The 25,655-nt window shown below is 52.1% G+C and carries 27 protein-coding genes and 1 tRNA gene; 4 read left to right on the plus strand and 24 right to left on the minus strand.

Annotation, left to right across the window (positions count from 1 at the left end; genetic code table 11):
* Positions 1-33: 33 nt before the first annotated feature.
* The 18 genes from alr to JJE36_04715 all read right to left on the minus strand — a co-directional run bounded on the left by alr (position 34) and on the right by JJE36_04715 (position 19,456).
* Positions 34-1,155: an alanine racemase gene (alr, locus tag JJE36_04630; protein ID MBK5211582.1), complete on the minus strand. Its 1,122-nt coding sequence runs from the start codon at positions 1,153-1,155 to the stop codon at positions 34-36.
* Positions 1,148-2,740 carry an NAD(P)H-hydrate dehydratase gene (locus JJE36_04635; protein ID MBK5211583.1) on the minus strand — a complete coding sequence of 531 codons (1,593 nt, stop codon included), beginning with the start codon at positions 2,738-2,740 and terminating at the stop codon, positions 1,148-1,150. The genes alr and JJE36_04635 overlap by 8 nt, the downstream gene beginning before the upstream one ends.
* 17 nt (positions 2,741-2,757) lie before the next feature.
* Positions 2,758-3,225 carry a holo-ACP synthase gene (locus tag JJE36_04640; protein ID MBK5211584.1) on the minus strand — a complete coding sequence of 156 codons (468 nt, stop codon included), beginning with the start codon at positions 3,223-3,225 and terminating at the stop codon, positions 2,758-2,760.
* A 54-nt stretch (positions 3,226-3,279) separates the two neighbouring features.
* Positions 3,280-5,103, minus strand: a complete 1,824-nt coding sequence (glmS, locus tag JJE36_04645; GenBank protein ID MBK5211585.1) for a glutamine--fructose-6-phosphate transaminase (isomerizing) — start codon at positions 5,101-5,103, stop codon at positions 3,280-3,282.
* Positions 5,104-5,319: 216 nt separating this feature from the next.
* Positions 5,320-6,552: an ATP-binding cassette domain-containing protein gene (locus tag JJE36_04650; protein MBK5211586.1), complete on the minus strand. Its 1,233-nt coding sequence runs from the start codon at positions 6,550-6,552 to the stop codon at positions 5,320-5,322.
* Between the two features lie 8 nt (positions 6,553-6,560).
* On the minus strand, positions 6,561-7,430 hold the full coding sequence (locus JJE36_04655; protein MBK5211587.1) for an ABC transporter permease: 870 nt from the start codon (positions 7,428-7,430) through the stop codon (positions 6,561-6,563).
* Between the two features lie 70 nt (positions 7,431-7,500).
* Positions 7,501-8,841 (minus strand): phosphoglucosamine mutase, encoded by a 1,341-nt coding sequence (locus JJE36_04660; protein MBK5211588.1) that lies wholly within the window; start codon positions 8,839-8,841, stop codon positions 7,501-7,503.
* Positions 8,842-8,962: 121 nt separating this feature from the next.
* A complete protein-coding gene (gene rpsI, locus JJE36_04665; protein MBK5211589.1) occupies positions 8,963-9,370 on the minus strand; it encodes a 30S ribosomal protein S9 in 408 nt (135 codons plus the stop codon).
* A gap of 3 nt (positions 9,371-9,373) precedes the next feature.
* Positions 9,374-9,808: a 50S ribosomal protein L13 gene (gene rplM / locus JJE36_04670; GenBank protein MBK5211590.1), complete on the minus strand. Its 435-nt coding sequence runs from the start codon at positions 9,806-9,808 to the stop codon at positions 9,374-9,376.
* Positions 9,809-9,878: 70 nt separating this feature from the next.
* Positions 9,879-10,691 (minus strand): tRNA pseudouridine(38-40) synthase TruA, encoded by an 813-nt coding sequence (gene truA, locus JJE36_04675; protein MBK5211591.1) that lies wholly within the window; start codon positions 10,689-10,691, stop codon positions 9,879-9,881.
* On the minus strand, positions 10,688-11,482 hold the full coding sequence (locus JJE36_04680; GenBank protein ID MBK5211592.1) for an energy-coupling factor transporter transmembrane protein EcfT: 795 nt from the start codon (positions 11,480-11,482) through the stop codon (positions 10,688-10,690). The genes truA and JJE36_04680 overlap by 4 nt, the downstream gene beginning before the upstream one ends.
* Positions 11,452-12,879 carry an ATP-binding cassette domain-containing protein gene (locus tag JJE36_04685; GenBank protein MBK5211593.1) on the minus strand — a complete coding sequence of 476 codons (1,428 nt, stop codon included), beginning with the start codon at positions 12,877-12,879 and terminating at the stop codon, positions 11,452-11,454. The genes JJE36_04680 and JJE36_04685 overlap by 31 nt, the downstream gene beginning before the upstream one ends.
* Positions 12,880-12,957: 78 nt before the next feature.
* Positions 12,958-13,665, minus strand: a complete 708-nt coding sequence (locus tag JJE36_04690) for an ABC transporter ATP-binding protein (GenBank protein ID MBK5211594.1) — start codon at positions 13,663-13,665, stop codon at positions 12,958-12,960.
* Positions 13,658-14,485 carry an ABC transporter ATP-binding protein gene (locus JJE36_04695; GenBank protein MBK5211595.1) on the minus strand — a complete coding sequence of 276 codons (828 nt, stop codon included), beginning with the start codon at positions 14,483-14,485 and terminating at the stop codon, positions 13,658-13,660. Before JJE36_04695 ends, JJE36_04690 begins: the two co-directional genes overlap by 8 nt.
* 18 nt (positions 14,486-14,503) lie before the next feature.
* On the minus strand, positions 14,504-15,763 hold the full coding sequence (locus JJE36_04700) for an ABC transporter ATP-binding protein (protein MBK5211596.1): 1,260 nt from the start codon (positions 15,761-15,763) through the stop codon (positions 14,504-14,506).
* A 3-nt stretch (positions 15,764-15,766) separates the two neighbouring features.
* Positions 15,767-16,735: a branched-chain amino acid ABC transporter permease gene (locus JJE36_04705; GenBank protein MBK5211597.1), complete on the minus strand. Its 969-nt coding sequence runs from the start codon at positions 16,733-16,735 to the stop codon at positions 15,767-15,769.
* Positions 16,736-16,859: 124 nt separating this feature from the next.
* A complete protein-coding gene (locus tag JJE36_04710; protein MBK5211598.1) occupies positions 16,860-18,059 on the minus strand; it encodes a branched-chain amino acid ABC transporter substrate-binding protein in 1,200 nt (399 codons plus the stop codon).
* Between the two features lie 278 nt (positions 18,060-18,337).
* A complete protein-coding gene (locus tag JJE36_04715) occupies positions 18,338-19,456 on the minus strand; it encodes a C40 family peptidase (GenBank protein MBK5211599.1) in 1,119 nt (372 codons plus the stop codon).
* Positions 19,457-19,527: 71 nt separating this feature from the next.
* Here JJE36_04715 and JJE36_04720 point away from each other — a divergent pair.
* Together JJE36_04720 and JJE36_04725 are read left to right on the plus strand one after the other, a co-directional pair.
* Positions 19,528-19,604 (plus strand) — tRNA-Met (locus JJE36_04720).
* Positions 19,605-19,793: 189 nt separating this feature from the next.
* Entirely contained in the window at positions 19,794-20,972 is a 1,179-nt protein-coding gene (locus tag JJE36_04725; protein MBK5211600.1) for a DUF4935 domain-containing protein, read from the plus strand.
* Here the strand turns inward: JJE36_04725 and JJE36_04730 are convergent.
* Entirely contained in the window at positions 20,947-22,032 is a 1,086-nt protein-coding gene (locus JJE36_04730; GenBank protein ID MBK5211601.1) for a site-specific integrase, read from the minus strand. The genes JJE36_04725 and JJE36_04730 overlap by 26 nt on opposite strands.
* 2 nt (positions 22,033-22,034) lie before the next feature.
* Positions 22,035-22,514 (minus strand): helix-turn-helix transcriptional regulator, encoded by a 480-nt coding sequence (locus JJE36_04735; GenBank protein ID MBK5211602.1) that lies wholly within the window; start codon positions 22,512-22,514, stop codon positions 22,035-22,037.
* 111 nt (positions 22,515-22,625) lie between these two features.
* Here JJE36_04735 and JJE36_04740 point away from each other — a divergent pair, with 111 nt between their 5' ends.
* Positions 22,626-22,814, plus strand: a complete 189-nt coding sequence (locus JJE36_04740; GenBank protein ID MBK5211603.1) for a helix-turn-helix domain-containing protein — start codon at positions 22,626-22,628, stop codon at positions 22,812-22,814.
* Entirely contained in the window at positions 22,804-23,781 is a 978-nt protein-coding gene (locus JJE36_04745; protein ID MBK5211604.1) for a hypothetical protein, read from the plus strand. Before JJE36_04740 ends, JJE36_04745 begins: the two co-directional genes overlap by 11 nt.
* 11 nt (positions 23,782-23,792) lie before the next feature.
* On the opposite strand, the gene JJE36_04750 is transcribed toward JJE36_04745, so the two are convergent.
* The 4 genes from JJE36_04750 to JJE36_04765 form a co-directional block, all read right to left on the minus strand.
* Positions 23,793-24,065: a DUF2283 domain-containing protein gene (locus JJE36_04750; protein MBK5211605.1), complete on the minus strand. Its 273-nt coding sequence runs from the start codon at positions 24,063-24,065 to the stop codon at positions 23,793-23,795.
* A 4-nt stretch (positions 24,066-24,069) separates the two neighbouring features.
* Positions 24,070-24,435, minus strand: coding sequence for a hypothetical protein (locus tag JJE36_04755; protein ID MBK5211606.1), 366 nt, complete (start codon positions 24,433-24,435; stop codon positions 24,070-24,072).
* Positions 24,436-24,439: 4 nt separating this feature from the next.
* Positions 24,440-24,730 (minus strand): DUF3467 domain-containing protein, encoded by a 291-nt coding sequence (locus JJE36_04760; GenBank protein MBK5211607.1) that lies wholly within the window; start codon positions 24,728-24,730, stop codon positions 24,440-24,442.
* 398 nt (positions 24,731-25,128) lie between these two features.
* Positions 25,129-25,521, minus strand: a complete 393-nt coding sequence (locus JJE36_04765) for a pyridoxamine 5'-phosphate oxidase family protein (GenBank protein ID MBK5211608.1) — start codon at positions 25,519-25,521, stop codon at positions 25,129-25,131.
* Positions 25,522-25,655: the final 134 nt, after the last annotated feature.

A 25,655-nucleotide genomic window follows, 5' to 3' on the forward strand; every position in this document is an offset into this window, starting at 1 on the left:
TCGACAAGAGCTTTTCTCTACTTTTTCACTATTTTAAACGTATATGCGTTCAAGTCGCATATTACCGAGCGCACAGGCGATTTCATAATTGATGGTATCTGATTTTTGCGCGACCTCATCCATCAAAATGCGCTCGTCGCCCTGTCGACCGATGAAAACGAACTCCTCGCCGGCTGCTATGTGCTCGTCGGGATCGACTTCACACATGAACTGATCCATGCACACACGCCCCACCTGAGGTACCCGCTTACCGCGCACGAGGCATTCGAGACTGTTCGAGGCGATGCGGGGAACACCGTCTGCGTAGCCGAGTGGCAATGTGGCGATGTCGGCACGTTCGAACGCATGCCACGTCAAACCATAGCTCACGCCTTCGCCCAGCGCAATCGACTTGACGAGAGAAGCACGTGCCTTAACGGTCATGACGGGCTCGAGATCGATTTTGCCTTTGGTCGCCTCGCAAGGATGCAATCCGTAGAGGCCGATGCCGATACGCACCATATCGAAGTGCGTCTCGGGAAGAAGAATCGTTGCCGGCGTATTCGCGCAGTGCACAATACCGGGGTCGATGTCGTTGCTGCGGATCGAATCGATGGCACGGGTAAATGCCGTGAGTTGTTTTTGGACATCCCAGTCGCCCTCGACATCGGCGGTCGCAAAGTGGGTGAATACACCTTCGAGCTTGATGTGAGGCAACACGTGAGCGGTGTTCGCCACGCGCGCCACGTCGTCGGGGCGAAAACCGATGCGGTTCATTCCCGTGTCCACCACGAGGTGATAGAGCACTTCGCCTCCGCGCAGTGTCGCCGCGCTTGAAAGCTCGCCGAGGAACACCTCGCTTGTGACGGCGGGGATGATGTTGTAATGCAGCAAATCGGAGATTGCGGTCGCAGGAGGTTCGGAGAGAAGTTGTATGGGAGCCTCGATGCCTCCTTCGCGAAGGGCGATCGCCTCATCGACGGTTGCCACACCGAAACGATCGACACCTGCGACGAACGCCGCGAAAGCGCACTCGACCGCGCCGTGTCCGTAGGCATCGGCTTTGACGACCGCCATCATCCTCGTTCTCGGCGAAAGCAGCTTCTTGAACTCACGCACGTTGTAGTCGAGCGCCCCGAGATCGATTTCTGCCCATGCCCCTCTTCTGTCAGTCATTTTGCTGCCTTTCCTGTGATGATAACAAGCTCTTCACTGCAAGCGGTATGAAGTCGATGATGTCGTAAGCAGCGACGCACATCGGCGTGAGTTCTTCCATGGCGATCACTCCGGAGCGCCCGTGAATGCGAACCGCGAGGCATGCGGCCGAATAGGGGTCGACTCTCTGAGCGATGAGCGCGGCGATCAAGCCGGCCAGCACGTCGCCGGTGCCTGCCGTTGCCAAAACCGGTGGTGCGAACATGTCTATCGAGGTGCGACGCGCACACGAAATAGTCGTGTTCGGTCCTTTGAGAACGACCGTGCGCCGCTCTCCGACAAGCCGTTTCACATAGTCGAGGGGATTGGCGGTGATGTCATCGGCATCCTCTTCGAGCAGTCGCGCAAGCTCACCGGCATGCGGCGTGAGCACCAAAGAACCCTCGCTCGAAGTAATGAGTTCGGTATGACCGACGAATGCGCCCAGACCGTCGGCATCGATGACGACGGCGCACGGTGCCGTGTCCACCAGAGCACGTATGACCTCATCGGTTTTCTCATGCCTTCCCAGACCGGGGCCGACAAGCATCGCGTCCGCCTTCTGCATCAGGTCGTACAAAAGCGAAACGGCTCGACCGGCCACCGTACCTTCGCGCGTTTCGGGAAGACCGACGATGGGCACGGTGATGAGATGCGTCTGAAGTATCGCAACGATCGATTCGGGAACGGCGAGCGTGACGTAGCCTGCACCCGCACGTGTGGCGGTCGTCGCCGCCAACACCGCGGCACCGACATATCGCCTACTCCCGGCGACGATCAGCAGGCGGCCCCGCGTAAACTTGTTTGCGTCAACCGAGGGAAACGGTATGAAAGCCGCGATCTCCTCGTCGGGAATCAATTCCGGCGCACCGATGAAATCGAGTCCGGCGCTCATGTCGAGACCGAGCGAGGCGACCGATACGTCTCCTGTGTGAAGATATCCCGGAAAGGCCGCAAGGCCGCGTTTGGCACTCAGAAACGTGATGGTTTTCGCAGCGAAAACGGCATGTTCATCCGCCTCGCCGGTATCGGCGTCGACGCCGGTCGGTACATCGGCCGAAATAACGGGAATCGGAGCCGCGTTAAGCGCCGAGGTGATAATCGCCATGTCTTCGCGCAGCGGCAATTTCGCACCGATTCCGAGAAGACAATCGACTAAATAAATACATCCCTTAACCGAGTAAAGGATATTTTCCACAACCGGATTTTCCGGAATGAGCTCCCAGTGGACGCCGTTGGACGTTGCTTCGAATGCGACTTCTCCGGCGACACCGTGCAACTCGTTGGGATCGACGGTGGAAAGGACGAGAACTCCGAGCCCGGCCTGCATGAGGAAACGGGCCGCAACCCAACCGTCGCCCCCGTTGTTGCCCGGCCCGACGAATACCGCGACCATGGGGCGCGCACCGTCCCAACCCTCTTCGATGCGCGATGCGATTTCCGCCTGGCACAGGTTCGCCAATGCCGATCCGGCGGCTTTCATAAGCCGTTTCTCGGTAAACCCCTGCTCTTCCACCGCTCGGCGTTCAAGCTCTCTTACTTGCGGTATTGTCAGTAACCGATACATGTGCGGTACCTCTTAACTTATAGTTCCTCTTGGCAGGACTCGGAATCAGAAGCCTGCTCGTTGAGTTCATCGTCGAGCATCGAACGAAGCTCCTTGAAGCTCCGGGCGATTTCTCGCCGAGGATCGAACTTTTCTTCCTTCTTGGGACGCGACGCCTCCGTGAGAGCCACCGCGCTGGCAATTGCAGTCGAATGGGTGAATGACAGCGAAAGATGCATCTCTATGACACCGACTGCGCAGGCGAGCTCTCGCGCACGCCCCGTAAGCACCGGTATCGGTCGCCCTTTTTCATCGCGGGCGATTTCGACGTCGCAAAATTTCATGCCACTGAAACCCGTACCAAGCGCCTTCCAAACCGCTTCTTTGGCCGCAAACCTGAGAGCATAATGAATCTCGGGTTTCGCCTTATGCTCACAGTACCATCGCTCATCTTCGGTGAATACACGCATCTTGATGCGCGGTGTCCGTTTAAGCGCAGCCGCCATGCGATCAATCTCTACTATATCGACGCCCAACCCGGCGATGAATTCCGGCACCGTCTATTCCACCGTCACTGATTTTGCGAGGTTGCGCGGCTGATCGACGTTGCATCCGCGCATCTTTGCAATGTAATAGGCGAGCAACTGTAGTGGAATGGTCGAGGCGATTGCAGACATGAACTCGCTGGTCTCCGGCACATAGAGAACATGGTCCGCATGTCGTTGCGCCTCGGTATTTCCCTGCGTCGCAACAAGGATGACGCGTGCATCGCGCGCACGGACTTCTTCGATGTTGCTGATGACTTTTTCATAGGTCGGACTATCGACGGCGACCGCCACGACGGGAACTTCGTTCGTTATCAAAGCTATGGGACCGTGCTTCATCTCACCGGAAGCGTATGCTTCGGCATGGATATAGCTGATTTCTTTTAATTTGAGCGCGCCCTCCATGGCGATTGCGACACCGACTCCGCGGCCCAAGAAAAGGGAACTCGACACGCCGACGAACTCCGAAGCGCATTCTTGAATGTCACTTTGCCCGTCGAGAATTTCTTGAACGACATCGGGCATGGTGTTGAGTTCGGCGATCACCCCTGCGATTTCTGCGGAGGAGAGCGTCTCTTTCGTCTGGGCGAGCTTGAGACCGAGAACGGTGAGCGCGACGATTTGCGCGGTGAACGTCTTTGTCGCCGCTACGCCGATTTCAGGTCCGGCATGCGTATAGATGACGCCGTCAGATTCGCGCGTGACACGGGAACCGACCACATTGGTGATCGAAATGCCCTTTGCTCCCTTGGAGCGTGCCTCACGCAGGCCGGCAAGCGTATCGGCGGTTTCGCCGGATTGCGTGATGGCAACCACCAACGTGCGTTCATCGACAATCGCCTCACCGTAGCGAAACTCGCTTGAAAACTCGATTTGGACGGGAATGTGCGTCCACCGCTCGATGAGCGTCTTGGCGACGAGCCCGGCATTATAACTCGTGCCGCACGCGATGATGAAGACACGCTCGATTGCCTTTATTTCTTCAGCGGACATATCGAGTTCGGACAGTTGGATCTGACCGTTCATGTAACGCCCGCGAAGCGTCTCGCGAATCGCATGGGGTTGCTCGTTGATTTCCTTGAGCATGAAGTCGGCGAATCCGCCTTTTTCCGCAGCCGCCAAATCCCACTCCACATGTATCATTTCGGCTTCGAGCACGTTGAGGTCGAGGTCGTAGACGGTTATATCCTCAGCCGTCACCAGCGCCAACTCGTAGTCATGCAAGACGACCACTTCACGGGTGTATTCGAGCACGGCCGGAATGTCGGAGGCGACGATGTTCTCATCCACACCCGCTCCGATGATCAGAGGCGAGTCCTTACGGGCGGCGACGATACGGTCGGGCTCGTTGTTGTCGACGACGGTTATTGCGAAAGCACCTTCGAGGCGCTTCAGTGTTTTGGCGACGGCCGAAACGAGGTCGCCCTCGTAGTATTCTTCGATGAGGTGCGCGATGGTCTCGGTATCGGTCTCAGAGAGGAACTCGTGCCCCCTCGACTTCAGCTCATCGCGGAGCTCTTGATAGTTTTCAACGATGCCGTTGTGCACGACGGCGATGTCCCCCGTACAATCACAATGCGGGTGCGCGTTTTTAACACAGGGGCGTCCGTGCGTCGCCCAGCGCGTGTGTCCGATACCGACCGTTCCGATGAGAGGAACCGCCTCGATATCCTCGATGAGATTGATGAGTTTTCCGTCGCGGCGCCTCACGTCGAGTACACCGTTGTCGATGATTGCAAGACCCGCCGAATCATAACCGCGGTATTCAAGCCTGGCAAGGCCGGCCAACAATACATCACTTGCCTGTCGATAACCGACATAACCAACGATTCCGCACATAGATTTCTCCCAAACAAACAAAAATAAGCACTTTTCCAAGCGCATCAATAAGCTACGTAATGCCCACCATTATAGCAGACGGACAAAATCTCAGAACATCAATCACCGTTTCGGCAAACACCGATCCTAAGCACTGATCGCGGTACGTGACCACCTCGAGACAGCCGAGATAAGCGCCTTACTCAGCTCATGCGACAGCGACGGGTCAGGCTCGTTTTAAGAGGCCGGCGCAATCGACTCGCCGTCGACGTACAACGTATGGTCGAGATGAACGGTGCCCGTCCCGAAATACTCCGTCTGTTTCACCGTAAAAGCGCGCTTGTCCGAGTACCCGAAAGAACACCCGGAATCGAACTCCCAGATTTCGCCCGAGAGCAGGTACTTTCCGGCGAGCAGTTTCGGATCGTTCAAAACGAAACGAACGGTATGAACACCTATGGAATTGTCGATATGGTAGCGCCGTTTATCGAGTATGAGAATCGGTGCGGCTTCGCTATCCCGCACGGTGAAGCAGGCCGTCAATCCGCCGACATCTTTATTCTTCACTTCATAGGTGAATTCCCAGGCGATATCTTGACCGTACACGAACTCGGGACCTTTCTCCTCATCGGTATGCAAAAAAACAAACCCTTCCGTCGAGACGAGATCACGCTTGGATGCCCCCCTTTGTTTGGGCGTTCCGTTCTCACCGGTTTTTTGGGCTTCGTTCCGAATGTGAGACCGTTCCGATTTTAAGAAATCCTCATAAGCGACTACGACATCGCCGAGAACTCCTTTGATTTGAACTTTTCCTTTGTTGATCCACGCGCCGCGCGTACAAAACGCCTTCACCGTGTGGAGTGAATGGCTCACGAAAAGAATCGTCTTTCCTTCTCGGCGGAATTCGCTCATCTTATCGACGCACTTCATTTTAAAAACATCGTCGCCCACCGCGAGCACTTCGTCCACGATGAGGATATCGGGATCCACGTTGACCGCGACTGCGAACCCGATTCGGGCTTTCATTCCACTCGAATAGGTTCGAAACGGCTGGTTGATGTGGTCTCCGATGTCGGCGAAGTCGATTATCTCTTGCATACGACTTTCGATTTCTTGTGTGCCGATGCCCATCGTGAGCGCCTTCATGTAGACGTTTTCGATACCGGTGAGATCTCCGTTGAAGCCCGACGTCAATTCGAGCATCGCCGAGATTCGGCCGTCCACCATGACCGTGCCCGAAGTCGGCGCGACGACTCCGGTGATGATTTTAAGCAACGTCGACTTGCCCGAACCGTTTTTGCCCAAAATCGCGTGGCACTCCCCCACCTCGAAATCGAGGCTCACGTCATCGAGTGCAACGAATTCCTTGTGTTTTATCGGAATGCCGACAGCGTCGATGGCGCGCGAATACGAGCTCGGGAATATCTTATACACCTTCGTCACATTTTTTACTTCAATGGCGTTTTTCATACTATCCCTTACAAAACATCGGCGAAATCATCTTTGAGCCGCGTCCAGATATGCGCGGTGAAGAGGGCGAGAATGAGGAGGAATCCCCAAAAATAAAGCATATACTGCCACTCGGAAAAGAACCAAATCTTATAGACGAAAGCATTTCGGTAACCCTCGGTGAGGTAGGTTATCGGGTTGAGCATGATGATGCTATGCACGATTCCCGTGACGTTGGAAAGCGGCCACAAAATAGGGCTCAACCAAAAAAGTCCCTGATTGACCGAGCGCATGAGATAGGTGACGTCGCGCGAGATTGCCGAGAGGGCCGAGATGAGCGTTGCAACGACACACCCGAAAACGAATGCACAAAACATGTAATACGGCAACTGAATCAAATAGATTGAAAGACCGGTGCTCGAAAAAACAAACAGCACTAGGGTGATTATGACGAGCGCGAAATGGACGATAAACTCCGAAAGCACCTCGAATACCGGAATGGTCTCCTTCGGGAAAACCATTTTCGTCACGAGGTGACGATTGGTGATTAACGACTTCCCGCAGCCCAACAATGTTTCAGAAAGAAAAAACCATACGAAGTTTCCCGGCGCCATCCACAAGATTCTCGGCACACCGGCCACTTGGCCCGTGCCTCTCAACCCGACTTGAATCGCAAACCAAAAAACTCCTATATAGGTAATCGGCTTGACGATTGCCCACACGGCGCCGAGAAGTGAGCCGCTGTATTCGCTCTTCAACTTCATTTCAGCAAGCGAAAACGTTATCTTTCGCTCACGGATATTTATCGAAATCATGTCATAGAGCTCATAGAATGCAGACAGTATCCCGCTCACCATCGCGAGAATCATGTCGTAAATCCTATTAAACAGAGCTACCATTCTTCAGTTCTCCTCATACGGTGATTTCGGCAGGCTACGATGTCGAAAAAATAACCCGTCAATTATATCTCTACCCGAGCTCTCGCGCGACCAGCGCACCGAGCTCATCGGCGACGCGTCGGGCAACCTGTATGTCTTTGGCCTCGACCATGACGCGCACCAAAGGCTCTGTTCCGGAAGCACGAACGAGCACTCGGCCCGTGTCCCCCAGTTCGACCTCGGCAGTCTTGACGGCCTCGGTTATGCGTGCGCTCGCCGTCAAATGTGTCTTATCGGCAACCGGCACGTTGAGAAGAACTTGGGGATATTCGGTCATCACGCCCGCCAGTTCGGAAAGCGGTTTGCCGGAGCGTACGATCACCTCGGCGAGACTGAGCGCGGTGACCAGCCCGTCGCCGGTCGAGTTATGTTCGAGGAAAATTATATGCCCGGACTGTTCGCCACCGAGAGTCGCGTCCATCGCCTGCATCTGCTCAAGCACATAGCGATCGCCCACCTGAGCTCTGACGACTTGTATGCCTTGTTCTTTCATGGCGACCTCGAATCCGAGATTGCACATCACAGTCGACACGACCGTATCGTTTTTGAGTCTACCTTGGCTCTTAAGATACACGGCGCAAATCGCCATGATTTGATCGCCGTCGATTTCATTTCCGAGTTCATCGACCGCCAGCATGCGATCGGCATCGCCGTCGTGTGCGATTCCGAGGTCGTAGTTGCCCGACTTCATCAGATTCGAAAGCTTTTTCATATTCGTCGAACCGCAGCCGACATTGATGTCGTTGCCGTTGAAGTTCGTGTTCATCGCCGTCACCGACGCACCGAGTCGCTCGAAGGCGTGGGGGGTCGATTGGCCCGCGGCACCGTGTCCGGCGTCAACAGCAACCCTCAAGTTCGAGAACAGACCGGGCTCGATAAAAGACACACCTGCATCGATATAGCGCCGCAAGGCATCGGGCAGGGAACTGACCGTGCCGATGTCTCGACCCATCGGAGCCGGAGCCGGTTCCTCGGAATGCAAGAATTCTTCAATATCCTCTTCAAGATCATCGGGGAGTTTGAACCCCTCGCGAGAAAATACCTTGAGACCGTTGAACTCGGGGGGATTGTGGCTCGCAGAAATCACGATGCCTCCGTCCATCTCGAGTTCCCGGACGAGCAGCGCCACCGCCGGAGTCGGAATCACGCCGCATACGTACGCCGAGGCGCCCGCACTCGTAATCCCTGCCACGAGGGCGGACTCGAGCATGGTACCGCTTATGCGCGTGTCCCTCCCCACGAGAAAACGCGCGCGTTTCTTGCCGGCGAGAAACTTCACGACGGCTTGACCCAGACGATATGCCACTTCGGGAGTAAGCTCTTTGTTTGCCACGCCCCTGATGCCATCGGTGCCGAACAACTTTACCGCCATCGCGTATTCCTCTCTTACCTCTGTGCCGTATCGGCTCATTCAGTTTAACGATAAGGGGAGCCTGCGCAAACGGCAGGCTCCCCTCTCAATGATAAACTGTGCAAAATCCGTAAAAGTTCGATTAGCGCTTCGAGAACTGAGGACGCTTACGAGCCTTCTTCAGACCGTACTTCTTACGCTCGACCATACGGGGGTCACGGCGGAGGAGACCGGCGCGCTTGAGATCGGCACGGTAATCCTCGCTGGCTTGAAGAAGCGCACGGGCGATTCCGAGACGAACGGCTCCGGCTTGACCTGAAATGCCGCCGCCGTTAGCCAACACGATGATGTCGAAACTGTCGACGTTATCGGTGACTTTCAGCGGAACGAGTGCATAGTTGATGAGAGCCTCGCGGCCGAAGTGCGCCATAGCCTCTTTTTTATTGACGGTGAACTTACCGGTACCCGGAACAAGGCGTACGCGAGCAATCGCATTTTTACGACGACCGGTGCCAAGATAAACTACCGCTTCACTTTTCTTAGTGGCCATCGTTTAACCCTCCAACTCAATTTTACGTGGGTTCTGTGCAGCGTGTCGGTGCTCTGGACCCGCATAGACTTTAAGCTTTCTGCCCATTGCACGACCGAGTGTGTTCTTGGGAAGCATACCGTAAACGGCCTTCTCGATGATACGCTCGGGATGCTTCTCCAACATAGCCTTAAAAGGAATCTCTTTCAAACCGCCCTGGTAACCACTGTGTGAGTAGTAGTTCTTCTGGTCGGCTTTGTTGCCGGTGAGACGAATCTTCTCGGCATTGATGACGATGACGAAATCTCCCACATCGATGTGCGGTGTGTAGGTCGGTTTGGTCTTGCCCTTCAAGATTTGACCCACTTGAGTGGCGAGACGACCAAGAACCATATTTTCAGCGTCTACGAGCAGCCATTCGCGCTCGACATCGCCTGCTTTGGCATAATAAGTCTTCACAAAATCCTCCAAATATAAAAAAATACGTACTTGTTCTCCTCACGGGGCAGTGAAAGTGAACTTGCCTATTCTACCCGCGGGCGCGTTCAGAGTCAAGAAAATGCGGAGGATACTCGACTTTGCAAAACGTAAGCCCCTGCGCCGGCGCCGTGGGTCCGGCCACCGCACGGTTTCTCGCGCTCAGAACTTCTTTCACCCACGCGGGATCATGATGCCCGATGCCGACTTCGACAAGCGTTCCTACGAGTGTACGGACCATCGAATGGAGGAACGCGTTGCCGACGACTTCAACAGTCAAGCAGTGCTCGCCGAAATGCTCCTCGAAAAACAGTGAAAGGGCAAGGACCTCGCGCGCGGTCGACAAGCCTTTCTTCTCGAGTTCATCGGCGGTGTTCTTCACGCAAAACGACCGGAAGTCATGCTCGCCGATGAAATAACCCGCAGCTTTTTCCATGGACGCGAAGTCGAGTTCTCCGGGAATATGCCATACGTAGGGAGCGCAGAAAATGGGAGCTGCACTTCCTTGGAAGATACGGTAACGATAGGTTCGGCGAACCGCATCGAAACGTGAGGAAAACCCCGGATGGACAAGTCGTGCCTCGTAAACGCTGATTCCGTCTCCGGAAAGAACATCCGCCGATCGGCGCAGGGCGAATAAATCGGGCTCCTCGCCTTCCTCAAGGTCGAAACTCATGACCTGTCCGAGCGCGTGTACCCCCGAATCGGTACGGCCGGCCCCCACGGTTCGCACCTCGCGGCGCAACACGGTCGAAAGTGCCGATTCTATTTGGCCCTGCACCGTCTTTCGGTCCGGCTGACGCGCAAACCCGGCGAAAGGAGCGCCGTTATAGGCGATGAACAACGCGACGGTATTATGTGTCACCTGATGCCTCCCACGATAAGCGCCGTAAGCGCTGCAAACGTAACGATAATTGCAGAGATATCACTGAATTTCAATGAAAGTTCGCGCAGGTGAGTGCGCCCTTGGCCGGTATAACCGCGCACTTCCATGGCGAGCGCGAGCGAATCAGCACGCCGGAAAAGACCGACGAACAACGGAATGAGCACCGGCACCCACGCCTTGATGCGTTTGTAAAGACCGCCCTCGTCAAACACCGCTCCGCGCGCCGTTTGCGCCATCACGATGCGATCGACTTCGTCGGCGATGGTCGGAATGAAGCGCAATCCGATTGAGACCATCATGGCGATGTCTTCGACGGGAACTTTGATGCGCGCCAACGGCCGCATCAAAAGCGCGATACCGTCGGTCAAGTCAATCGGAGAAGTGGTGAGCGTGACCAACGACGTACCGACCATGACCGTCACGAAACGCATCACGAAAAAAAGGCCGTGCATGAAACCGTGCGCAGAAAACACAAGCCCCCCCGACCACGTCAAGCTGTTGACCGCCATGGTAAACAATGCGATCCATGCAACGGGCGTCAGTATCGACAGGATGTAGCGCAGAGGAATACGCGCGATTCCGAGGAACACGAATGTCGCTGCCATCAAAATCACAAGCGGCGCCCACGAGCTTACGGCGAAAAGAGCAATCGCCATTGCAAAGGCGATGAGTATTTTCGTGCGCGGGTCGGCTCGGTGCAACACCGAATCGCCGGGAATGTATGTCCCTATCGCAACTCTCACGCCGTCGCCTCCACTTCGCGAAGACATCCGTTTTCAATTCTGAAAATACGGTCGGCGAGAGAGGAGAACTCCGGCAGGTTGTGCGTCACCACGATAATGGTCGCGTGCGCAGACTCGCGAGCGAACAGTTCGCGTATCTGCAGTCTTCCGGGTGCGTCGAGTTCGGCAGTCGGCTCATCGGCCAAAATGACTTGAGGGCCAAAGGACAACACGCCGGCCAACGCGACTTTGCGCGCCTCGCCTCCCGACAGCGTAAAGGGGGAACGTTGCGCGAACACGTCGGGATCGAGCCCGACTTCGGTCAAGGTGTCTCGCGCCTTGATGAGCGCCTGAGCCTGAGTCGCTCCGAAATTCTCGGGTCCGAAAGCGATGTCGCGCTCGACCGTTTCTCCGAATAACGACATTTCGGGATTTTGGAACACGAGTCCGATGCGCCCGCGAGCCTGTTTCGCCGTCAAGAGCTTACCGGAAAATAGAATCTCACCGGTATCCACGCCCAACAGTCCGGCGAGCACCATGAGCAGCGTCGATTTTCCGGCACCGGTCGCACCCTCGATTACGATGAATTCTCCCTTTTTCACCGTCGCACTCACTTCGGTCAGTGCGGCGACCGTATTATTCGAGTCCGCTTCGAACGTGACACTCACACCATCGAGTTTGAACACTTCCCGCGTCTCATCGACTGCGGGAATACGCTGCACCGAAGGCATATCGAGTTCGATCCCCCACGTGGAAAACTCGGCACCATACGCAAGAAGACCCTCATAGTCACCGCAATACACAACCGACCCCGCGTGAAGCACAACGATTTCATCGGCATGAACCGCTTCGGACATGTCGTGGGTGATGTGCAAGACACCGATGTCTGATTTCGTCGCCTCCTCGATGAGACCGAGCATATGATCGCGAGCAGTGGCATCGAGCATCGAACACGGTTCGTCGAGAAGCAGATAGTGCGGATTAAGCGCGAGTGCACCGGCCATGACGAGGCGTTGCTTCTGCCCACCCGAAAGCGTATGCGGTTCGCGTCGAACACAATCTTGAAGTCCGACCGAAGCAAGCGCGGCATCGACGCGCACGCGGATCTCCTCACGGGGAAGTCCGAGATTCTCGAGTCCGAACGCGACCTCGTCTTCGACCGAAGTCGCAACGATGCCGTCATCGGGATGTTGACCCACGAAGCCGATGAGTCGTCGCGCGTCCCGCGTCTGATCGGGCTCGAACGGGTTGAGTGCGTCGATTGTCACAGTCCCCGAAACGGGATTGAGAAAACCGAGCGCGCACAACATGAGTGAAGACTTGCCGGAACCGTTCGCTCCGAGCAAAACCGTGCGCTTCCCCCGGTTCACGCGCAGCGAAACGCCTGCGAGCACAGGGCATGATTGGGCATGAAATTGTATGGTTATATTCTCTAGATTGAGCATGAATACCATTGTGCCATAAATAAGGGAGACCCCGAAGAACTCGGAGCCTCCCTGAACCAAACGACAGATGGCGAAAAACTAATCTTCGCCGAGATACGCCTTACGGACTTGCTCGTTGACCAAAAGTTCAGAACCAGTACCGGTCAACTTGATCTCACCGGTTTCGAGAACATAGCCGCGATCGGCGATTGAAAGCGCGATGTTGGCGTTCTGCTCAACCAGCAAAATAGTTATACCTTGCTCGTTGAGAGATTCGATAGTCTCGAAAATCGTCTCGACGATGACGGGGGCAAGTCCCATCGACGGCTCGTCGAGCATGAGCAGCTTCGGCTTGGACATCATGGCGCGTCCCATTGCGAGCATTTGCTGCTCACCGCCTGAAAGCGTACCGCCCTTTTGAGTGAGGCGCTCTTTCAACCGAGGGAAAAGGTCGAGAACTTTGGTGAGGTCCTCTTCGATTTCGACTTTGTCATTGCGCAAATACGCGCCCATTTCCAGGTTCTCCTTGACGCTCATCTGAGCGAAAATTCGACGCCCTTCGGGGACATGGATGATATGCTTCGCAGTCACCTTGTGGGACGGCATACCGGCGATATCCTCACCCTCGAAGTCGATGGAGCCCGAAGTCGGTGAAAGCATACCGGAGATGGTTTTCAGGGTCGTCGACTTGCCGGCACCGTTTGCACCGATGAGCGTGACGATTTCTCCGGTATGAACTTCGAAAGAAATACCCCGAACTGCGTGTATTTTGCCGTAGCTTGTGTTGAGATCGGATACTTTAAGCATTCTCATGACCCGCTTTCGCAGCTTTTGCGTCCATATTTTTCTTCATCATCGCTTCCGCGCCTTTTCCGAGATACGCCTCGATGACCGCCGGGTTTGCTTGAATATCCGCAGGGCTTCCCTGCGCGATGAGCTTTCCGAAGTCGAGTACGTATATACGGTCGGCCAGATTCATGACGACTTTCATGTCATGCTCGATGAGCAGCACGGTGACATTCGCATCGCGCACCTTGAAGATGAGCATGTTGAGTTTTGCCGACTCCTGAGGGTTCATGCCCGCCGCAGGTTCATCGAGACAGATGAGTTTGGGTTCGGTGGCGAGAGCACGTGCGATCTCGAGGCGTCGCTGCACACCGTAAGGAAGACTCGAAGCCACCTCGTTGGCGTATTGCGAAAGATTGCAGAACTCAAGCCAGTACTCCGCGGAAGCTTGAATTTCGGCTTCCTCTTTCTTGAAAGCCGGCGTACGGAACGTAGCACCGAACGCGCCGGATTTCGTACGGACGTGACGCCCGATCATAACATTTTCAAGTGCCGTCATCGATGAAAAAAGACGGATGTTTTGAAACGTACGAGAAATCCCCCGCTCAGCGATAATGTGCGGCTTGACGCCGGATACACTCTTTCCGTCGAACAAGATCTCTCCATCGGTCGGAGAATAAATTCCCGAGAGCAGGTTGAAGAATGTCGTTTTACCGGCACCGTTCGGTCCGATGAGCGCCACTATCTCGCCCTTTTCGATAACCATATTGACGCCATCGACAGCTCGAAGTCCGCCGAATTGGATGGTTGCATCGTTTGCTTCTACCAAGTGTTGTGTCATTGTGTCAGCTCCCATCTACTAATTCTCGAGCGTTTCATCGACGGCGTTTTCGGTCGGACTTTCAACTACCGGCACCGCCTCGATATGATGCAGCTCGCGTGCAAGACGCTTCGAAGGAAATATTCCTTCGGGACGCACCGCCATCATGAAGACCATGAGAGCACCAAGTATCAGCATACGGTAACTGGAAATATCGGAAATCTTTTCCGCGCTCAGATGAATGCCGATGCTATCCAAGAGTCCCGAAGAAGCGATTCCTCGGATGAACTCCGGAATTCCTTGGATGACGAATGCTCCGACCAATACTCCGGGAATCGAGCCCATTCCGCCAATGATGACGATGGCGAGAACCAAAGAGGACTCGAGAAAGGTAAACGATTCCGGACTGACGAATGCCTGGAAATAGCTGAATGTCACGCCGGCGATACCGCCCCAGAACGCACCGAGTGCGAATGCGTAAAGTTTTGCCTTGGTCAAATCGACGCCCATCGCACTCGCCGCGACGTCATCTTCTCTCAGCGCAGCCCAGCTGCGACCGAGACGAGAGTCGTCTTGACGACGGACGACGACGATTGCCACGAGAATCAGCACGGCGATGATGATGTACCAGTACACGTTCGATGTGAACGTGAACACAAAATTGTCACCGATGGTGAAGTACGTATGCAGTTTGAGCCATGCCAACCCGAAAGGATCGGGAAGCGCCTGGCCAGCCGCCGGAAGACCGGAAGCTCCGTTGGTGATGCCGAAGATATTGTTCGTCAGACAGATGCGAACGATTTCGCCGAACGCCAATGTGACGATGGCCAAGTAGTCACCGCGAAGTCGCAGAACAGGCAAGCCCAGCAAGAGACCGACGCATGCGGCCACCAACCCGCCGGCGGGAAGCGCTATGAAATACGAGAGCCCTCCGAAGGTGCTTCCCAAGAGTTTGGCGACCGGTGTGCCGACGATCATGGCAACATACGCGCCGACTGCGTAAAACGCTATGTGCCCGAAATCGAGCAATCCCGCATAGCCGACGACAATGTTAAGCCCGAGAGCCAAGATGATATAGAGGCCGACGACGGCCAGAACGCGAACCATGAAAATCTGTCCGAACCCCTGGAAGACGAACGGAGCGATGAACACCAACGCGATAAGCACAAGCGTCAAGAGACTTTTCGTTCTCGACTTTTTGTCGCTTTTTTGGAACATCGGTTTTTGCGGTTTTGCGAAATTTTCCATTACCGAACCGCCTGCTTTTTCTGTATTTTGATTCTGGTTTTTAGAAAACATATGCTACACCTTCTCCACTACTGACTCGCCGAGCAAGCCACCGGGCCTGAATACGAGAACGATAATGAGAATGGCGAAAGCGATGACGTCTTTGTATCCGTTCGAGATGAATCCCGCACCGAGTGATTCGACGATTCCGAGAACGAAACCGCCGAGCATGGCGCCTCGCAAGTTTCCGATACCTCCGAGAACCGCAGCGGTGAACGCCTTGATGCCCGGAAAGAATCCCATGCTGAATATGATCTGGCCATAATACATACCGCTGAACACACCGGCGATACCACCGAGCGCAGGTCCGATGAAGAATGCCAGCGAAATAATGAAGTTGCTGTCGACTCCCATGAGCCCGGCTGCTTCCTGGTCTTGAGAAGTCGCCCGCATCGCTTTACCGATACGAGTCTTTGAAACGAATGTATCGAGAATTGCAAGGAGCACAATCGAAGTTACAACTATGAAGATTTTAAGCGAGTTAATCCCGTAACCGAAGTTCTTAATCGGGAAGAGGGACGGAAATGCGATCGGCTTCGAATCGATCCAAAGCAGAACCGCGTTTTGCAAAAAAATCGAGACGCCGATTGCAGAAATCAGAGGAGCAAGGCGTGAGGCATTTCTGAGCGGTCGGTAGGCAATGCGCTCGGTAAGCATACCGAGCAGTCCCGTTAATATAAACGCGACCGCGAACACGATCACAAATAAGAGTATGAGTCCGAGCGTGGACCCGGTGAAAAATGTGCTCGCCGGTTTCAACCACGACATCCAAGGCGCGGCTGAGGTCACTTTCCCGATAATTGTTCCATCCGTAAAAAACAATAGCGTGAAAAGTCCGAAATATGCGCCCGCCATGAACATCTCCGAGTGCGCGAAGTTGATCATGAGCAAGATACCATAGACGAGCGTGTAACCAAGAGCAATCAAGGCGTACATTCCGCCGAGCGTCACTCCGTTCACAAGCTGTTGAATAAGGATATTCATATTTTGCTTTTTCCTAACTGTGGTAAGAAGAACCGAACAAACCGTTAATGGTGGATGCCTGCAATGAGACATCCACCATACCTATTCATTAACGGTTTAGATCAAGAGATCCCCTGAGCATGTGTTACTTTTTCTCCTGAGGAGCCCACTTGCCACCGACGACTTTGTAAAGAGTAACGACTTTGTTCTTGGTGTCGCCCTTTGCGTCGAATGCGATAGGACCGGTTACGCCCTCGAACTGTACGGCTGCAACGCCCTTGATAAGCTTTTCACGTCCGGCAGGCGTAGTAATCGTCGAAGCTCCGTCTGTCTTGGCGACATTGATTGCAGCGGTCATGATTGCGGTCGCAGCGTCGTATGCATAAGCATCGAATGCGCCGATTGTCTGACCTGGGAACATCGCGATATAATCCTTCTTGAATACATCTGCAGAAGGAAGCATGGCTGCAGGAAGACCTACGCATGTGGTGTAGTCACCCTCGGTACCCTTGCCACCGAGATTGATGTACTCGGGGTCGTAGAGTCCGTCGCCGCCGAGAACGGGAACGTTGAGGCCGGCATCTTTCATCTGCTTGGTGAGGAGTGCGCCGGCGTTGTAAAGACCCGCATAGTAGACCAAGTCGGGATTGAGCGCCTTCGCCTTGGTGACCAATGCGTTGAAGTCGGTGTCCTTATCCTGAGTCTTCGCTGTCAAGAGAATGGTTCCGCCGATCTTCTTCCACTCCGCTGCGAATGCCGCTGAGAGGCCTTCACCGTAGGTGGTCGAGTCGTCGACTACGACAACCTTGCGCTTACCGAGTGCATAGAGACGATCGGCACCGGCAGGACCTTGGAGGGCGTCGGTTGCGCAGGTACGGAATACAACGTCATAACCTTGTGCGGTTACCGTCGGGCTGGTTGCGCCCGGTGAAACCATTACGATACGATTGTCGTTGTAAACTTTTGAAGACGGAATGGTAACGCCTGAGTTGTAGTGACCCACAACACCGATGATGCTACGATCCGAAGCGAATGTGTTGGCCGCGGTGACACCGGTCTTCGGGTCACCTTGGTCGTCGCCCTCGGCAGCTTTGAATGTGATATCGAGAGATTTTGCATCCGCGCTTGCATTCATTTTTGAAACGGCAAGCTTAACACCGCGAACAATACCTTCTCCGATTGCAACGGATCCTTGAGTGAGCGGCGCGCCTACGCCGATAGTCAAAGTCGTCGACTTACTAGAACCACTTGTTGTTGCTCCCTTGCTGCCACAGCCCACTGCGAGTAGCGAAATCGCCACTAGAGCTACCACTGCAAGGAAGAAACGCAATTTGCGTGCCTTCATACTTCCTCCTATGATCCCGTTTCTTCTCGACGAATGTCGAAAGTTCTTTCAAGCCCGGCTTCCCAACCGAACTCCTCATAAGATTAACACAGCGAAAAGTATCAAACAATTAAGAGATTGTTACATAAAGCCACGCGCTGTTCAAAGGAGGATTATTCAGCCCGAACGGTGTAGCGTTTTGCTCGCGATTGCCACCGAGAACCCGGCCGCCATCACTATATCGCTGATAGCTTCCCGTTCTTCATGCGTTTTCCTTGTAGTATTCCATCGGTTCGGCTCTATCTGATCGAGCCCGTACGTGTTTGCCAATTATACCTGCGCGCACCGACATAATCCGACATGATACTCAGTTTCGAAATCTTGACCACGTCGCCGGTGTGCGGCGCATGGACGAAATATCCCCCGCCGATATAGATACCGACGTGATGCACCGGTGAGCCGAAAAACACCGCATCGCCGGGTTCGAGCGCACCGGTGACCGCCGTGCCCATTTTCAACTGGGAGCCCGAATAATGCGGAAGGGTCACTCCATGCTGGCGAAATACGTACACGAGCAGCCCCGAACAATCGAGCCCGCTCTTGGTCGAACCGCCCCACACATATTTGATGCCGCGATAGGCAAGCGCCGTCTCCACCGGCGAGCCCGGCGTCACGGTGATGTTTTGATATTGGCCGTACTCGATCTTCGTTGCAATCTGCTGTTCAGCGGCCGCCTCGTTTGCCTGAGTCGCCTCGAGCAATGTGAGAAGACGCGGATTTTTACTCTTGAGTATATCCTCACGATCAGTGTTTCTTTGAGCCACCTCGATTTTGCGCGCTTTGAGTTCGAACTGGAGACTTTGCGCTTCTTTTTCATCGTCTGCCAGCTGCGCGATGGTGTCTTCGAGCGTAGCTTTCTGGTCGCTAATCTGGGCGAGGAGTTTCGCATCGTTCGTGCTCAACTCGCTGAGATATTGAATACTCGTGACAAGATCGCGAAACGATTTCGCCTCGAAAACGATTTGCCACACCGAGTCGTCGCCCTGACGATAAAGACTGACCGCGCGATCGTTGAGGCGTGCGGACTGGAGCTTGTACGCCTCAGCCACTATCGCGTACTGCTCCTCGGCTTTTTTTATGTCACTTTGAATCCGGCTGAGCCGCACGAGGGACTCGTTGTAATTTTCAGAGGCGATTTCGGTTTCTTGATCGATGGCGTCAAGCTGTTTGACAAGCGACTCGAGAGCCGTCTTGTCGGCCGGGGATGCATTTTTGAGCGCGTTTTGCGCGGCATCGCTGGCAGCAGGCGACGTGCTTGTGCCGCCGTTGTCGATGATCTCGGGTGTTGTGGACGGCGAAGCATACGCCGGCACCGGCAAGCTGAATATGAGCACACAAAGTATGAGCAAACGTTTCATGAGTTTGAGTATACCAAATCGACCTTGCGCGGGGAGCCCGTCCTTGCTATACTAACAATTCGCTCACACAGTGCGGGGTGGAGCAGTCTGGTAGCTCGTCGGGCTCATAACCCGAAGGTCATAGGTTCAAATCCTGTCCCCGCGACCAACAAAAGTGCAGGTGGGAAGCTTAATCGCTTCCCACCTTTTTTGTTTGATTATTCATTTGTAAGCAATTTGTAAGCGAAGCACTTTTGTATTCTTTCCCACCTATACAATTTTCCCCTTACTGCCAGCAAATGCCGTCCACCTCACCTATAATAATTAATTATTCAATTAATTATTGGAGAGACAAAAAATGAAGGATGCTTTGCCAGAATTCTATGATTATCCGCAGCAGCTCATTGATGATCTTTGGGATAATGCCCTTGTTGTCTTTGACACTAATGTTCTTCTAGACCTCTATGTTACAGCCACAGATATGACAAAAATGTGGTACAAGCTATTTGAGGCATTAAAAAAAGATGACAGGCTATGGATGCCCTACCAGGTGGCTCTTGAATACCAAAAAAATCGCGGCAGAATTATTAATAATCGCGAAGCCTCTCTCTCGAATATCGAAAATACTATCAAAAAGGCATATAAATCTATCAGAATGGCCGCCGACAAAGCGCCCTTTCTCGACATGAATCTAGACAGTTGCTCTGCTGAATATACGAGTTTATTAGATGGTATAAAGGAGAAAGAAAGATACTGGAAGAAACCAGGTAAAAAAATTACGTACGAAAATGATAGGATCCGCGATGCGCTTGACGCCATATTCTCCGCAGAACTTATTGGGGAAAAATATTCTAAGGCCCAGCTATCTGAGATATATGATGAGGGCGCCGACAGGTACCCTCGTTTCATCCCACCAGGCTTTGAAGACTCTTCTAAAAAAATTAGCCCGAATAACTGCGACTTTGACAGCCCCAGTCTTTACGGAGATTTCGTTATCTGGAAAGAACTATTGCGATACGGACGTGAGAATAACAGGTCAATTATATTTGTGAGTAATGACCGAAAGGACGACTGGGTATGGGCAGAATCAGGGAAAAAAGAAAGCTTACAGAGTACCCATCCATACCTTAGAATGGAATTTCACACAGAGACTAAGCAACATTTATTCGCCTGCTCTTCAACGGAATGTCTACGCAATTTCGAAAATCGATACGCCATCAAGCCAACCGAAGAGTATTTTGAAAAGACTGAGACACTACTTGAGCGCACTTCCGAAGAAAAACGTCTTCTTAATCTCGCACTGTTAGATAAATTTACGATAAGCCAAAAGCAACTTATGGATGAATTTTCCAAGCCGAGTCTTGACACTCTCATGTCAGAAATGAGAACTGACCAACAATGTTTAAGCAGTTTTATGGCCCAAACCAGACCCGCACAAAACCTCCAAGATTTCCTTAACAAATTTAATGGCACTGCTATATCTTCTCAAAAAGTAAAAGATACAACTTTCTCTAATGGTAAAAATTTGGGACACTAGGAAAAACAGTCGCGTCCAACCTTTGCCCAACATCCACGTGCGCATCCGGCATTAAGTGCCCATAGCGATCTACAGTAGTTGTAATCGAAGCGTGCCCCAACTGATTCTGAACATACTTCAAATTCTCGCCTTGATTGATCAACAGTGAAGCAAACGTGTGCCTGAGGTCGTGGATTCTTATTTTGCGAAGTCCAGCAGCTTTTAAGGCAGGCTCAAAAATTCGGTGGCGAAGATTTGCGCCGTCTATTATCTTTCCTGCCTCTGTACAAAAAACTAGCCCAGCTTCACTTTTTGGTACAACAGCCAAATGTTCCCTTAATACTTCAGTAAGCATTGGAGACATTCCTATTACTCTTATCGCATTCCTTGTTTTCGGCTCCTGAAAAGTTCCATTCCAAACGCTGCGCTTCACTCGTATTGTGCCGCTTTTCCAGTCTATATCGCTCCATTGCAAAGCCAGCAGCTCTCCCAAACGCATACCGGTAAATATCGCAGTAAAAAACAGCGACCTCCACTCCGGGCTAAATGCATCAAGAAATATTGGGATTTCCACCGGTGTTAAGGCCTGCATCTCAATAAACTGTCTTCGAGGAGCCTTGACTGCCAGTGCTGGATTGACTTTGAGATAGTTCCATTCCCCCGCTTGTTTCAGCATACCTTTCAGCAATACCAGTGCCTTTTGGACAGTTGCCGGACTTCGACCCGATGCAAGCCTTTCTGCCACATACCGCTGAATGTCAGCTGTTGTGATGAAGCTTAACGGCACATCGCCAAAATATGGCACCAGTGAATGAAATATCATGTTTTTGTAATTCAAGAGTGTCGATGGCTTAACCTGTACCGTCGCATAATCTCGCACCCACTGTTCAGAAAACTTTGGAAATGTAATGGTCTGTATATCTCTATACGTTCCATCCCAAACTTCTGACTGTTTGGTGGTCACATAAGCCTCTGCATCTTTTTTTCGTGTTCCGATTGCCTTCGCCCTCTGCTTACCCGACGGATCGCGCCAGTAGGCATACCAAATATCACCACGTTTCTTTACAAAACCCCTCGACATGTTTACACCTCCTCATATCTTTTTGTTTTTAATAGTCGGTTGACAATCTCTTGTACCAACTTGCGATCGCCTTTAGTAAGCTTGCCCCACCCATTTGGGCCTGTCTCGATATTGACATGGGCCGCAGCTCCAATAATGCTGTCTATCATTACTTCATGCTTTGCTTGTGCGTTCAAAAGTTCGAGCATCTGCTCCGGGGCCAAGTTTTCCCCGATGATCTTCATTTGTGGTGACACCGCATCAAACATTTCGGCAAGCCCGGGTTCGGCCGCTCGTATCTCTGACATAGGGAGTATTTCTTCGAGGGCAAGCTGAAGCACGAATACAAGCTTTAAGAACACATCATCACTGGGCATTTTTCCCCGTTCGATACGCCCGATATACCCCCTGCTCACCCCAATGAGATCGGCAACTTGTTTCTGCGTCATGTGTAATTTCTCACGCTTTACCGCAAACACTTCGCCTAATTCTTGTGGATTCATTGCTCCTCCTAAAAAGTGGTTACCAACTATTTTTTGGTAACACAACTTGAACCGATGTATTGTGTTACTAGAAAGTAGCACAAGTATAGTACCGTAAGGAGGTGAAAAGCAATGTATGAAGCAATAGAAACAGCAGGAGGTCTGCTGAACGTAACCGAGTTGGCTGCATATCTTAATGTAAAGCCTAGTTGGATCTACGCGCAACACGCTATGGGGTTTATCCCCTGCGTGCGCGTGGGCCGCTACCTTCGCTTTGATTTAGCAGTCATACTCGAATGGCTCAAGAAAAATGGTAGGTAAAACCACCGCAGCCGCCGGAGCCTCGCGACGGCTCAAGGCGGCTGCGGTCGCAAGCGCGCAGCGCGAGCGTATTAACCTTGTAAATACAACATTTTTCACGAGTTCTTCCACAAGAGTCAATCCTATTACTGGTGAAATCTTGCCCTTGCCTACTATTCCACCTGTCTCCATTGGATTTATCGAATATCCTGATGGCGGATGTGAGCTTTTCGGGGTACGCAGAATAACAAACAAATCAACTTCTGCCTATCTCGATACTGAAGAGCTCCGCCATGAAGCAGAAGAAAAGAGCTATGGAAACAAAGAGGCGGAACGACGGGCAGAGGAGCGAACCGAAGTAAACAAGGCACGCTCTACGCAGATGGCCTGTCGGCGCGCTAAAACCAAAGTACGGCGGATATGTCGCTACTATGGACTTAGCGTCATGGTAACGCTCACGTTTCCCGGTAAAGGTGTGCATGATTACGATGAAGCACTGCATTATGTGCAGAAGTTTATTAACGATCACGGGAGTGCGCTTTATCTAGACGGTGTCTATGTGGCCGTCCCTGAGCTCCACCCGAAAGGTCACGGCTGGCACTGGCATGTACTGGTACATAGACGTTTTACCTTAGAAGAAAAAGAATGGCTTGACTGGCAATGGACGCTGTTCCTAGAGAGAAAAGGCATGAAGGTCAGCGGTGGCGCGAAATTTGTACGCATCAACCTTAAAGACTTCAAGAACGCCCGTTCAGGAGCCGCCTACGCCAGCAAGTACATCGGTAAGACCTTTGATAGCGATGAACGCCTCAAGAACCGTAAACGCTATCTGTGCTCGCGCAAGATACATGTAGAGGTGAAACACGGCAATGCGTTCAGCCTTGATGAAGTAAGAAATCTCATATGGCAAATTGACGATGCCTATACGTTTGATTCGAATGAAAACGATGAATGGTTGGGCCCGGAAGTCTTATGGGCTAGTTGGTAAACAACAAAGATTTATTCATTCCCAAATTCTTGGAAACCTGAAATTTGAACTTCGAATGGCTCCGGTTCATGAATCTTTATAGTAATTGGCATAATTTTTTCTACTTTTGAAAAGTTTTCCACCGAAATTCCTACTGGATTTTTTGTTTCGAGGTCATAATAAACTGTCAATCCAACATTAACTTCAACTGCATCTGTACAACTTGATTCTCCAAGGCCGATATATAAGACATCGGCACCTTTATCATATGCCGTGTGGCTCTTATCTGCTTTTAAGATTTTCATTTGCTCATGCTCCAGCCTCGCGGTACTCAATGCTATCATATTTCGATAACTTCGACCCACGCATCCATGAAACAACTATTCCCGGATTCTGTGTATGATCAACAACAACTCGTCTTATTGGAGGCCTTCCGAGCATAGGTTTATCAATTTTGTAATAAATCTTTCTATTTGGATATTCTTCAACTTTCGCAGTTACATGAATTTGGCTCGGATGCGTTATGCACTCCTCAGTCTCCGCTATGCTCAACCCGGAAGCGTCCATATGGGCAAAACGCTTCGCTTCTACGGTAGAATTCAACAATATTGCATCTCGTCCAAGTGGGTCTGTGGCACTAAATATTATTTCGTCTTTATCAGTGTTTCCTTCCATAAGGCTACTCCTGCTTTTCAGCATCTGAAAGTTTATGATTTAAAATTGCCTCTTTGAGTTTTGGAAAAAAACTATTCGCCACAATTACTCGCGATGTCAACCTTCCGATTGGCTCGTTCCCCATAGCTTGGCTCATAATATCCAGTGACACAAAATCAATTGTCGTCTCATAAGGGCCGCTCGCTATCATAGTATAGTTTGCGTATTCACCCTTTTGGACTGACCCCTCGGCAATAATGGTAAGCTGTTTCTGTTCTATTGACTGTTCATTTTTCCCAACACTTTGCTCTGACATAATGCCCTCCCTAAATAAACGATATTACGCGTATTATAACCCAAATTTTACAGAAAATGTAATCCAAGCTTCTGTTCAAATGCCACTTTAAATTTTTGTAAGCATTTTGTAAGCGAAATTAGCCAAAACTACCTATAACGGGCGATACCAAGAAGGACTAAAGTATCATTAAAACCCCAGCTCAAAGGCAACAATATGGACTGAAATGGAACTAGCAAGAAACTACTCGAACCAACTCATAACCCGAAGGTCATAGGTTCAAATCCTGTCCCCGCGACCAACAAAAGTGCAGGTGGGAAGCTTAATCGCTTCCCACCTTTTTTGTTTGATTATTCACGCGATCTATAAAGCGGACCAGCGTATTGAGTTTTCTAGACACAGAACCCGTTTTCAAACATTTAAAACCGAATTACTTTCGGCTCAACGCCACGAGATGAGAATGTCGCCACAGCATTCTCGAGATAGAGAGCCTGCGTATTGTCATCATCGACCGAGTAGCGACTTTGCAAGGAGGGATATTCGTCCAACATATGCTGCTTAACTTCTCGCCTGTCATCTGTCACGGCGACAGCCTGCACGCGAATCCATGACTCCCCGTCGAACGCACAGATTTCAATCTTGGGATTTTCGGCGATTTGTTTGGAAACCTGCTTCACCTTGCCGGTTTGGATGTAGAGTTTGCCCTCGAACAAACCCACCGCTCCAAACGGACGCACCCGCGGCTGGTCACCCTCGACCGTGGCGAGATAATACGTTTGGCACTTCTTGAGAAAATCGAGTACTTCCTCCATGCGAGCACTTCCTTTGTCTTGAAATATGCTCATTCCGCTTATGCGTTAACTATACATAGTTATAACAATTATTTACTAAAGGTTATTAAAAGATATATCTATGCTTTGCGCCGTCACCGCCGCTTTTTACGGAG

The organism is Coriobacteriia bacterium, from assembly GCA_016649875.1.
GTDB lineage: Bacteria > Actinomycetota > Coriobacteriia > WRKU01 > JAENWW01 > JAENWW01.